Origin of the sequence: Nostoc sp. CHAB 5715 (assembly GCF_020829685.1) — a bacterium.
Classification (GTDB): Bacteria; Cyanobacteriota; Cyanobacteriia; order Cyanobacteriales; family Nostocaceae; genus Nostoc.
The window spans coordinates 1-11,059 of sequence record NZ_JAIVFR010000115.1 but is presented as its reverse complement, the minus strand read 5'-3'; the positions used below and the strand labels follow the sequence as shown (position 1 = coordinate 11,059).

The 11,059-nt window shown below is 40.8% G+C and carries 10 protein-coding genes and 2 pseudogenes; 3 read left to right on the top strand and 9 right to left on the bottom strand.

Going from position 1 to position 11,059, the window contains the following annotated elements; translation table 11 throughout:
• Window positions 1-122 precede the first annotated feature (122 nt).
• Window positions 123-266 (top strand): annotated as a pseudogene (locus LC574_RS37875) (type II toxin-antitoxin system VapC family toxin); the annotation flags it as partial.
• Window positions 267-357: 91 nt separating this feature from the next.
• On the top strand, window positions 358-1,632 hold the full coding sequence (locus LC574_RS08860) for a ribulose bisphosphate carboxylase small subunit (RefSeq protein WP_229452984.1): 1,275 nt from the start codon (window positions 358-360) through the stop codon (window positions 1,630-1,632).
• A gap of 359 nt (window positions 1,633-1,991) precedes the next feature.
• Here the strand turns inward: LC574_RS08860 and LC574_RS08855 are convergent, their stop codons facing one another.
• A complete protein-coding gene (locus LC574_RS08855; protein ID WP_229452977.1) occupies window positions 1,992-2,744 on the bottom strand; it encodes a hypothetical protein in 753 nt (250 codons plus the stop codon).
• 469 nt (window positions 2,745-3,213) lie between these two features.
• Window positions 3,214-3,609: a hypothetical protein gene (locus LC574_RS08850; protein ID WP_229452976.1), complete on the bottom strand. Its 396-nt coding sequence runs from the start codon at window positions 3,607-3,609 to the stop codon at window positions 3,214-3,216.
• Between the two features lie 150 nt (window positions 3,610-3,759).
• Here LC574_RS08850 and LC574_RS08845 point away from each other — a divergent pair, with 150 nt between their 5' ends.
• Entirely contained in the window at window positions 3,760-3,987 is a 228-nt protein-coding gene (locus LC574_RS08845; RefSeq protein ID WP_229452974.1) for a hypothetical protein, read from the top strand.
• A gap of 420 nt (window positions 3,988-4,407) precedes the next feature.
• Here LC574_RS08845 and LC574_RS08840 read toward each other — a convergent pair whose 3' ends face one another.
• The 7 genes and pseudogenes from LC574_RS08840 to LC574_RS08810 form a co-directional block, all read right to left on the bottom strand.
• Window positions 4,408-4,794 (bottom strand): DUF2358 domain-containing protein, encoded by a 387-nt coding sequence (locus LC574_RS08840; RefSeq protein ID WP_229452972.1) that lies wholly within the window; start codon window positions 4,792-4,794, stop codon window positions 4,408-4,410.
• Between the two features lie 75 nt (window positions 4,795-4,869).
• Complete coding sequence (locus LC574_RS08835; RefSeq protein ID WP_229452970.1) at window positions 4,870-5,433, bottom strand: leucine zipper domain-containing protein; 564 nt, start codon at window positions 5,431-5,433, stop codon at window positions 4,870-4,872.
• A 680-nt stretch (window positions 5,434-6,113) separates the two neighbouring features.
• Window positions 6,114-6,788 (bottom strand): HupE/UreJ family protein, encoded by a 675-nt coding sequence (locus LC574_RS08830; RefSeq protein WP_229452968.1) that lies wholly within the window; start codon window positions 6,786-6,788, stop codon window positions 6,114-6,116.
• Window positions 6,789-6,952: 164 nt separating this feature from the next.
• A complete protein-coding gene (locus tag LC574_RS08825; protein ID WP_229452960.1) occupies window positions 6,953-7,270 on the bottom strand; it encodes a hypothetical protein in 318 nt (105 codons plus the stop codon).
• Window positions 7,271-7,558: 288 nt separating this feature from the next.
• Window positions 7,559-9,325, bottom strand: a complete 1,767-nt coding sequence (locus LC574_RS08820) for a WD40 repeat domain-containing protein (protein WP_229452958.1) — start codon at window positions 9,323-9,325, stop codon at window positions 7,559-7,561.
• A 351-nt stretch (window positions 9,326-9,676) separates the two neighbouring features.
• A pseudogene (locus LC574_RS08815) lies at window positions 9,677-10,078 on the bottom strand (molecular chaperone); the annotation flags it as partial.
• A gap of 223 nt (window positions 10,079-10,301) precedes the next feature.
• On the bottom strand, window positions 10,302-11,059 hold a 758-nt coding region (locus tag LC574_RS08810; protein WP_229452956.1), incomplete at its 5' end, for an Rpn family recombination-promoting nuclease/putative transposase.

Genomic DNA, 11,059 nt, shown 5'->3' with positions numbered 1-11,059 from the left:
AAATTATCTACGTAGGCGGGGAGTGGGTAGAGACGCGATTAATCGCGTCTGTACGGAGTAGGGAATAAGGAATTAGGCTTTTCGAGTTGTACCGAGCTTTTTCAGAAATCAAATATTAGTCCTATATTACTGTTGTTGCTACACTACCTTTACATCACCGTGATCCATTCGACCGACTTTTAATTGCACAATCGATAGTGGAAAATATACCTTTACTGAGTGCTGATAAAATTTTTGATGCATATCCAATAAGACGTGTGTGGTAAATCGCGTTGCTTTTCTACCAAAAGATAAATAAACAGTCATCGCCAAAAAAACTTAACATTACTTTAAGCAGTGCTAGGCAAAGATAATTTTATGGGTTACTACATCGCTCCCCGCTTTCTAGACAAACTCGCTGTCCACATCACCAAAAACTTTCTAAAGCTTCCTGGCGTCCGAGTTCCCGTGATTTTAGGTATTCACGGACGCAAAGGAGAAGGCAAAACATTTCAATGTCAATTAGTCTTCGAGAAAATGGGTATCGAAGTGACTAACATATCTGGCGGCGAGTTGGAAAGTCCAGATGCAGGAGATCCAGCGCGGTTGATTCGGCTGCGCTATCGGGAAACAGCAGAACTGATCAAAGTACGCGGCAAAATGTGTGTACTGATGATTAACGATTTAGATGCCGGTGCTGGACGCTTTGATGAAGGCACTCAATATACTGTAAATACGCAGTTGGTGAATGCCACACTGATGAATATTGCTGATAATCCCACAGATGTGCAGTTACCTGGAAGCTATGATTCCACGCCTTTACATCGTGTACCGATTATTGTCACAGGTAATGATTTTTCTACCCTTTATGCACCGTTAATTCGGGATGGACGGATGGAGAAATTTTACTGGGAACCAAATCGAGACGACAAGGTGGGAATTGTCAAGGGAATTTTTGAATTGGATGGGCTGTCACAGAAAGAAGTTGAACAGCTAGTTGATACTTTTGTCAATCAGTCCATTGACTTTTTTAGTGCTTTGCGATCGCGCATTTATGACGAACAAATCCGCAACTACATCCATCAAGTAGGTTTTGAGCGGGTATCCTTGAATGTGGTTAACAGCACTGAAGGGCCACCAGAATTTAAAAAGCCAGATTTCAGTCTGTCTCACTTAATCGAGTCTGGTAACTTCCTCGTTGGTGAACAAAAACGGGTGGAAAATTCCCATTTGGTTGATGATTACAACCGACTCAATCGAGGTAGAAATTCTCAATCTGCACAACCTGCTGCTGTAACACCAATTAATCAGCCGTCAAGCAATGGTGCAACTCAAGAAGCAAAAACTAATGGATTCCAGAAACAGCAAGCATCAAGTACCCATTTGAGCTTGGATACACAAGCTCAAATTAGGCAATTATTATCTCAAGGTTACAAAATTAGCATTGAACACGTAGATGAGCGCCGCTTCCGCACAGGTGCTTGGCAAACTTGTGTTCATAGCCACATCGATGCCGAATCTGATGCAATCTCAAATTTGGAATCAACTCTGACAGAATATAGCGGTGAGTACGTGCGCTTGGTAGGTATAGATCCAAAAGCCAAGCGCCGGGTGGTGGAAACAATTATTCAACGTCCGAATGGGAAAAATTAGTCATTGGTCATTAGTCATTAGTCATTGGTCATTAGTAAAAGAAAGTGGGCGGAAAAACTTTCTTACATGGACTATAGCTATTTTCAATCTGGTGAGATAAAGGTATGCAAATAGACCTAACCCCCTAACCCCCAACTCGTCGCGGGAAGGGGGAAAAATTCAAAGCCTCTTTCCTTTTAGAAGAGAGGAATGGAAGTGAGGTCAGCCCCTTCGGGGAAGTCAAAAGTCAAAAGTCAAAAGTCAAAATTCTACTTCACTGGGTCGAGAACCGTTATAATTCAAACCATGTTCTTTAAAGGGGCGGTATCTCAAGGATTAATGACTCTCGCGTTGCGGTTTGATAGCGAAATCATTACCGTTTAACTACAGGTAGGAGCTGAAGCCGAGTTCACCTTTGTTAAATCGCCAGTGAATACTGCTGTGTATTGATAAGGTGATGAACCAGTGCAAGTCATGGAATTTGTATTAGCGCGACGGGGAGTCCACCATGACTTTGCTTGCACAGTCAAATTTGTGCCATTCCATGATAGATTTTGGACAACTAAAGAGTTCGTTTGTCCATTATCTGCCTTTTTGGCAGTTAAAAATGTGGCATAGTTAACCTGGCCATTGGCTGGATTAATTCGGGCTATAACTGCGACTTTTGGCCCACCCCCGCTACCATAGCTAGACAACCAACGCCCAGTTGCAAAGCGGCGAAAATCATTACCACTCTGACTACCGGTGGAGGAGTAAACGCCATATAAAACATTGCCCCCATCCCAATACAATCCGTAACCTGTACTGTCGTCATTTGTTGTTTCGTAATCAGTTCTACACCATGATTTGATACCACTATTGAAACGGATTGTCACGGGGTTTTTGTTATTAGATGAGACTTGCTGATAACCAATGTAAATGGCTGTACTTCCTTTAATTACTTTGGGGCCATTTTTAGCTTTGATAGTCGCTTCACTATCATTGCAACTGAATTTTACACCATTACCAATAGATGAATTTACCGTCTGGGCAAAAGCTGGAGGAGCTTTTTGTGTGATGACTAAATCAGCTACTAATACTACAGATAAAGAGCAAGCTGCGAAATACTTCTGCAATTTGTGAGAATAAATCATGGTAAAAATCTGCCGAGAAATTGTAAGGAAAAACACCGTATTACTATAAAGTCTAATTAGCATTTGGATAAGTAAAGTTATTGAAACTCGCAGATTGCAACATTTTCTACATCACCAAAAATGAGACTATACTACAAAATGCACAAGATAATATGCATGGTATTGCATGATATTAACTGTATACAAACCTTGCTTATTAAAGAGCATCAGCAAATAGAATAAATTGCGTAGGCAAAGCCCACCAAAGGTATCGCAGCAGTCAACAACAAATGGTTTTAATGAACAAGTAGCGTTTGTTCATTCTCCATGTCCCTTGCTAAAAGCTTACTTCGCCTCTGCTTTCTGCCTTGCGCCGTGGTGTACTAGTACGCCACGGCGGAAATAGAGCAACCATTTAAAATTCCTAAAAAGCTCATTCCATAATACTTTTGACTTTTGACTTTTGATTTTTGACTTCCGCCTTGCGGTACTAGGCGGTTTTAGCATTCTCATCTGATACTTCTCCTGCACCAGCTTTCAGGCGGCTTAACCTGCTTTTGCGGACACGTTCGCTATCACGAATACCACCCGCCATCTCATATTCGGTGCTGTTTTTGCCATACTTAAAAGCAACGCCCCTCACCAGCTTATCTGTAAGATTGCTCAAGGTTTTTTCCATCTCATCAATTTTAGTTTTGGAAGAGTCAATCATAGCTAGAGCGATGTTATAAGCATCAAGCATAGTGCGTAACTGCTCAATTGATTTAGTCAGATTTTGCAAATCGCAATTATCGCCAAAATCCATGTTTGAATCTATTGCTTTCAGTCCAGTGGATCTCAATTCAGCTTTTTCTAGAATACGGGATGTACGTTTTGGACGGGACATAGATATATTCGTTAGAGAGGGTTCTAGAGCTAGTTTGACTTAGTAAAGCTGTTTTCTGGTTCAGTAAAATTCGTGAATAATTTTATTTGTTATAAAACTAATACTTAAATATAAGTAATTTCTCTTAATTACGATATTGCACCTGGTTTTTTGGACGATTGCTTTAACGTTAGTGATGAATATCGTGATGTTGATGATGAATGTTGTGATGTTGATGATGAATATCGTGATGTTGATGATGAATATCGTGATGTTGATGATGAATATCGTGATGTTGATGATGAATGTTGCGATGTTGATGATGAATGTTGCGATGTTGATGATGAATATCGTGACGTTGATGATGAATGTTGCGATATTCATCATAATGGCTTCTGATGGAAGTGCATAGACGCGTAGTGGCTTGTCATCAGGGGAGCATCCTAATGCAAGCCAAAATACACAGGACTGGCACAAAAACCTTGTACAAACCCTTTCCTTTGCGTTCTTTGCGTCCTTTGCGGTTCGTTATTTCATTCTCCGCCTAAGTCCAAATAGCGTATAAAAATAAACTTGCACATTTGGGACGCTCCCGTCATCAGCAGCCCATGTGCGAGGGAGGCGCACTTTCAGGATGGAAAAAACTAAAGTTAGAGCGAGTATTTCTGCTTAAGAAAACTACGCTTGTTAAGGCTTGATTTTCCCTAACCCTCTTGCTTACAGCAATTTTCAGGTAATTAAACTGCGCCCCTACAAGGAATTGTGGTTCAAATAGATGAAAAAGGCTGTAAGGAGGGAATTAAATCAAGCCTTAATTGTTTAGATTTTTGCAGCAAATAAATGCTGCTTCACCACGTCTAAGCGTGAACAATTCCAATAATCGATATGGGAGACAATCAAACCATCAGAGTTAAGACTTAATTCACTCCAACCAGGAATGGAAATCCGTGGCTTCCAGGGGAGAGGAGTATTCCAACTGAGTGTCCACTCAGTTTTTATTGTGTCTCCTAAACGTTGAATGTTATGTAAGTCCATTTTGGGATCTAAAAACACAGTCTCAATGAAATTAATCATCTGTTTGTAACGTTTAACGCCACGAAATTTATTTAGCGGATCTTGAAAATAAACGTCTGGAGCGTAAATGCTGTAAGTTTGATTTACTGGGAATCTTTGATAGTCTTCTTTGAGAATTTTAATGATATCCATGATAAATAGATATATGTGTGAATTACTTTAATATGTAAACGGGGCGCGGATCAAAATCCCTATGAAAAATTAAAATCAACCCTCATTCCATAAACGTTCTAACTGACGCCGCCAAGCAGCTATAACTTCTTCTCGCGCCTCTGAGCTTTGATTTATCTCACCCATCAATCCTTCTGCGTAAAAGCGTTCCAAGTTTTGCATAGTAGCTTGCAGAGATTGTCCTTGCTGTTTTGCTGCCTGAACAATTTGCTGGATACGGCTTTCAATTAGTCGATTAAAGACATTATCTAATCTAGCCTCATGGAGAGATACAAGTCGATTAATTGCATTAGACAAATCTGCACCCACTAAAGTGCTACTGTTATGTTGAAATACTCCCCAAATCACTCCTTGATACAAAGCGTAACGTACTTCTTGAGTGTCATCAAAGTTGGCTTCTAGGAACTGTTCTAAAAATGGTTGGGCTTCTTGGATAGGCACAATAGGTAGTAAAACTCGCAACCAAGTATTATCTTCGGAAAGCAGCACCAACAGCCGGAAAGCTGAAGTGTCTACTTGCCACGATCCAGGTGCGTTCGCGCCAACAGCCGATGTGCCAAATAATTGTGTTAGCGTAGCCGTAATTTCTTCAGGTGTCATAAGCCTTTTTTAAGATATAGCCTCTAGATTAGCGCAGAGGTGCATCAGCTTATTCACCGAATTATCCGCGCCGAGGAAGCCCCTAAATTCTATTTATGGGGGCGGCGAAAAGCGAATTCATTCGCAGATCATTAATCAGGCAAATCATGAGATAATCTCAATATGTCGAAATCGGATAAGGCACTGTCCACCCAGCAGAAACAGCTATCCAGTAGACAAGAGACTGTCGCGTAGTCTCGTAGTGGGTAGAAACACATCGCTTGCTATGAGGCAAAACAATGTGTTTTTGGGGCGTGGGGATGAGTACATCCTCTGTTCAATCGTAACCGCGCCTAGAGGTTCGGGGGATAGTGTTTCGGAACCTGCATCATGTTCCAAACCGCTATTCTTCAGGGCTGCTAAAAGCCCCCGGATTTATCCGTGGGGAATGCGTTACTAAAACCCTGTGCTACTTGATTGCTGGACAATTTTCAGTCTGAAGACGTAGTGGGGGCGTACACTTAGCTGTACGCCCCCACAAATGAATGTATTCCACTAAATTGAAATATAGGATTCCTATTTGATTTTTGAATAAACACCGTACACCTCGAAAAGCCTGATTCCCTACTCCCTACTCCCTATTCCCTACTCCCCGCCTACGCAAATAATTTCAAAAATCAAAGCGGATTACTATATGTGATTTAGATTATCGAATTGCTCAAAAACACAATGCCGATCGCACAGAAAGCGAAGCCAGCAATGCTAATTTTCCAGGGTAAAATTCGGTTTATTTCTCCCATACCCATTACAATACCAATTTCTCTGGCACTCATGGCAACCGCAAACAGAGTTAAGGTCATGCCTAGTATATAGGCAATTAGTGACATCATTCCTGTCCCAATAATAGATTCGGCATCAGCGTAACCCTGAAATAAACCAGCACTGATGCCCACCAGAGCAAGTAGTATAAAGTTTGGTTGATTTGGGATCATCAGCATGATACCAAAAACGATGGTAGAAATGGCGAACGCTATTTCTGTACCTGGTAAATTTAGCTGAAATAAATGAATTACAATCCCCAAGATTGATGCTAAGACAAAACATTCAGCGATCGCAGCGCCACGAACAAATACAGATGAGAGTAAGCTAATAGCAATAATACCAATTAAACAATTCAAGCCAATTACTGGATCTGCCAATCCCCAGATAAAGCCTTCCCAGCAGTTAGAGATGCTATGACGATCTGGTGTTCCACTCAATGAACTCAGTAAGCTAATTAAAATTAGAACTGCGATCGCTCCAATATGGCGATGCATTAACTTCAAGGTGTAAAATTCCCCCAGAGCATGGGATTTTGATAATTTAGTTTTGAACATTACCATCTGCCAAATTAGTTTTTCCAGTAATTTATACTACCCACATACCCAAAAAACTAACGTGGTAATCACGCCAGATTACACTAGTACGCCACGGCGTAAATAGAGCAACCATTTAAAATCCCTAAAGAGCTTATTCCATAACACTTTTGACTTTATCATAACTAATCAGGCAAACATGATATCAAAGACTCTCCAGCGAGTATTAAAGACTCTCGCACGAGTATTAAAGACTCTCCAGCGAGTATTAAAGACTCTCGCACGAGTATTAAAGACTCTCCCGCAAGTATCAAAGACTCTCCAGCGAGTATCAAAGACTCTCGCACGAGTATTAAAGACTCTCCAGCGAGTATCAAAGACTCTCGCACGAGTATTAAAAACTCTCCCGCGAGTATCAAAGACTCTCCAGCGAGTATCAAAGACTCTCGCACGAGTATTAAAGACTCTCCCGCGAGTATTAAAGACTCGTCAACAGAATTCAAAGACTGGATAATTACGAATTACGAATTATATCATGTCCGGTTGAACACAAGTCAATTGCGTTCGCTCTTAGCGTTCCCGTTCGCGCAGCGTCTCCGTCAGGAGAAGGGTACGAAGTGAAGCAATCGCAGAGGGGTGCATCCCAGTTTTTATTTTGCAATGACATGTAAAAAAGTGGGATGCTCCCATCGCAGAGTCCAAGGGAATTGCTTCGCTCCACTTCGTTGCACTCGCTTTTGACTTATCATAAGCAATTTGCCGGACATGATATTACGAATTACGAATTACTATTAACTGCGTTGCCAAATTTTAATAGTCTTATCCAAACTCCCGCTAACCAACATCTCGCCGGAAGCTGTGAAGGCTAATGCTGTGACTATATGAGTATGACCTGTAAACGTACCCAGCAATTCTCCAGTTTGTAGATGCCACAACTTAATGGTTTTATCAGCACTACCGCTAGCGATAATTTGTCCATCGGGACTTAATGCGATCGCATATACTCTATCTCTATGTCCTTTAAGAGTATGAAGTAATTCCCCAGTCTCCAATTGCCAAACTTTAATTGTTTGATCCCAGCTACCACTCACGAGCATTTTACCATCTGCACTAATCGCTAAGGAACGAACGATGTGAGAATGACCCATGAGGGTATGCAGTGGTTGTGCATCCTTTAAACTTTCGACTCCCGTCTGGGGTAAGGTGCGCCAGACTTTAATTTTGCGATAGCTACCTGTAACTAAAGTTTCCCCGTCTCGACTCAAAACCAGGGAATGAGCAGCTGTATCATCTAAAGAGAGTGCGATCGCAACCTGACGTTGCATCAAATCCCAAAACAGAATTTTTCTATCATCTCCGCCTGTCGCTAACATTCTCCCATCTGGGGTAAAGGCTGCACACCGCACTACCCCATTATGTTTGTGCAAAATATCTATCAAGTCTAAAGCGCCTACATGCCAAAGCTTAATTGTGGAATCTGCACCGCAACTCACTAAAATCTGTCCATCTGAACTAAAAGCCAGGGAATTCACTTCATCCACCAGCCCAGATATCACCCAAGGATACTCTGATAATGTATCTATTAATTCACCCTTGCTTAAATCCCAGAGTTTCGTCTCTCCCCGACTACCACTTGCCAATATGGGTAAAGCTTTGCCATTCTTACACCTGGAACTGAAAGCTAGGCAATTAATGCCTCTGTTGTGTCCTTGCAAAGTTTGCCAGCATTCCCAGTCACCTACAATACCCTTAAGGCAATGGTCTGATGGTAGAGTCTGTATTGTATCTGCGATCGCTAAATCATGAATTAATGGCGACGTATCTTTTTTACAAATAAGTGATTCTAAATACCAACTCAACCCCCCCGCATACAACAAGCTACTCGGATTAATGTAGAGTTTTGGTTCAGTAAGTTCAATTAGATTTGCAGGTAAAAAGCCTGTAATTATGCTCTGTTTTTCGTCGTATCCTAGCTTACCTGTAGATGGATAAAACAAACACAGAAAAATTAATACTTGGTGCTTTCTTAAATCTTCTTGAGTAACCGACCACCGAATTTTGTCTTTCTTAATACCATTAAAACTTTCTCCATCAGCAACATAAACTTGAACACTTAGCTGAGGATTATCTTTTAGTACATAAGAAAATTTGCTTTCGCCACACAAATTTCCCTCATCATCTAAAACCATGTTTTCCACAGTATCTTGTGATACCTTTTTTACCAATTTCCCCAAGCGTTCAGTTATCACCCCGTCAACAATATGCTCCCGCAAAAAATAATCTTGGGCTTGTTGTTGGAAGTATGTGGGAAAAGGTATCGTCCAGTCAGGAGGTTCAGGATATTCAGGTGGCGTCGGCGGCGGATTTTTGGCAAGAACTTCTGCTTGTTGGCGAGAAAGTTCTTGGAGTCTAGCCAAAGGCTCGCCCCAAAAAGCCATAATTTCAGTGTGACAACCTTTGACTTGACTTTCCAGCAAAGATAAGTCATAAGTTTTAGGTTTTTTCACACGTTGAAGGAAGTCAGCTTGTTGAGATTTGAGTAAGCTAATCCAATCCATCTGCATTCCTGCGGCAAACTATTGCATACCTACGGTAAGCTATACCAATGCAATTACTCAAGTTTATAACCTTAGTTAATTAAAAATACAGTAATTTTAGTAGTCTAATAAAACACAGCCATAAGCAGATGTTTCCGGGAAAGATAGAGATTATTGCACTTAGACATCTCATGAACTGATGCAGTTGAAGTATATAGAATTAAATGATGTCAGTCAATTCTAACGGAGATGGAGAGCGAGATACTGTTTCCCTCAAAACAGTTATAGCCGCAAAGGAAAGTTTAATGTAAGACGGATTTCAAAGGTTGCCGTAACCTTAAGTCAACAAATCCCTACACAAAAATAACGTAGTACAGCACGGCGGAATCTCTCGCTGTTTCCTAAAGAAAGCTCAATTTGGCGAATTGCTTCTAAAAATTGCTCTTTATTGTCACTTTCAAAAACTTCACTCAATTGGCTGGGTTCTATCTCCAGGTTTCTGCTAATTTCTGCAATAAACTTTTCCCAATCATCAGCATTGACATCTGGTAAAGCTACTGTGGCGGGAGAACTCAGCCATTGTGATAAGCGATCGCGCAACCGCATTTCTTGTTCTTTTGGGAGAATTTCTGCGATCGGTACTTCAATTGGATCGAAGAGTGTAACTGTGGAATTCGATGTACCAAAATCTAAAGCAAACCATCCTGGAAATCTTTTTTGTTGTTTCTCGCTTGGTTCTTGATCGCTATATTTGTTGAGTTGAAAAGGGTTCATTATAGTATCACTTTCTGTTGTTTGTTTTATAGCTGGCTAAAAACTGTAATGTTGTATCATAAAATTACAAATTTAGAGAATCTTTGGTTTTGTAGCACTGATTCTCTTCAGCACTGGCTTTTTTATTTGGCGCGATATCTACGTTGGGCTACGCTTTTATATGAAAGGGCGTAGACGTAGCCCAAACTAGGCATCGCTATGAAAATTGCAGCAGTTACTAAGTTTATGTTGAAGATTCTTGCTCATTTGCAAGTCTTACTTGTTCGATGGTTAAATTAAGTAATTTGGCAACCTCTTCCATCGACATACCAAGAGCTAAGAACTGAGGGACAACTTCAAGTTTTGCTTGTTCTCGTCCTTGTTGTAATCCTTGTTGTAATCCTTGTTCTCGTCCTTGTTCTAGTCCTTGTTGTAATCCTTGTTCTCGTCCTTGTTGTAATCCTCGCTGTAGTCCTTGTTCTAGTCCCTCTTGTTTGGCTTCTTGATAAACCCTAGTTTCTTCTAACTTAACTCCTAACATTGCCTCTACCTCTTCACGACTTAAGTTGGCAAATTTATAAACTGCGATCGTTGTGATTACATCTATTATCTCCTCCTTGGCTAAAACAGTTATCTGTTCTTGTTGCACCCGCTCAATTAAACGTTTCGCTTCTTGCACCATTTGAGTATCTGAGGCAATAGTCAACTGCATCAAACTGATACCTACTTTTTGCTCATCAGGACTACCTAACTCATCCAAATAAATCCGTTGTACTTGAGAACTGTTCAGTAGCGATCTGTGAATAGTAGTGTTTTCCGGTTCCAAGCTGCGAGACTGTAAAATAATTACTCCGTACCAGTCATCGTAAAGCGATGGGTTACGATACATATACAGCATGGATTCTGAGAAAAACCGATGGTACAGTAACTCATCCTTTTGGAATTGTACCTCAGCAAAAAAGATCATCTGAGATGTTGCATCAGGTGGAGGTAAAAATACCC

What these genes read in the sequence shown, in the direction of transcription:
- LC574_RS08860 (WP_229452984.1), top strand. Translation starts at nt 358, where the DNA reads ATGGGTTACTACATCGCTCCCCGCTTTCTAGACAAACTCGCTGTCCAC.
- LC574_RS08855 (WP_229452977.1), bottom strand. Translation starts at nt 2,744, where the DNA reads ATGATTTATTCTCACAAATTGCAGAAGTATTTCGCAGCTTGCTCTTTA.
- LC574_RS08850 (WP_229452976.1), bottom strand. Translation starts at nt 3,609, where the DNA reads ATGTCCCGTCCAAAACGTACATCCCGTATTCTAGAAAAAGCTGAATTG.
- LC574_RS08840 (WP_229452972.1), bottom strand. Translation starts at nt 4,794, where the DNA reads ATGGATATCATTAAAATTCTCAAAGAAGACTATCAAAGATTCCCAGTA.
- LC574_RS08835 (WP_229452970.1), bottom strand. Translation starts at nt 5,433, where the DNA reads ATGACACCTGAAGAAATTACGGCTACGCTAACACAATTATTTGGCACA.
- LC574_RS08830 (WP_229452968.1), bottom strand. Translation starts at nt 6,788, where the DNA reads ATGTTCAAAACTAAATTATCAAAATCCCATGCTCTGGGGGAATTTTAC.
- LC574_RS08820 (WP_229452958.1), bottom strand. Translation starts at nt 9,325, where the DNA reads ATGGATTGGATTAGCTTACTCAAATCTCAACAAGCTGACTTCCTTCAA.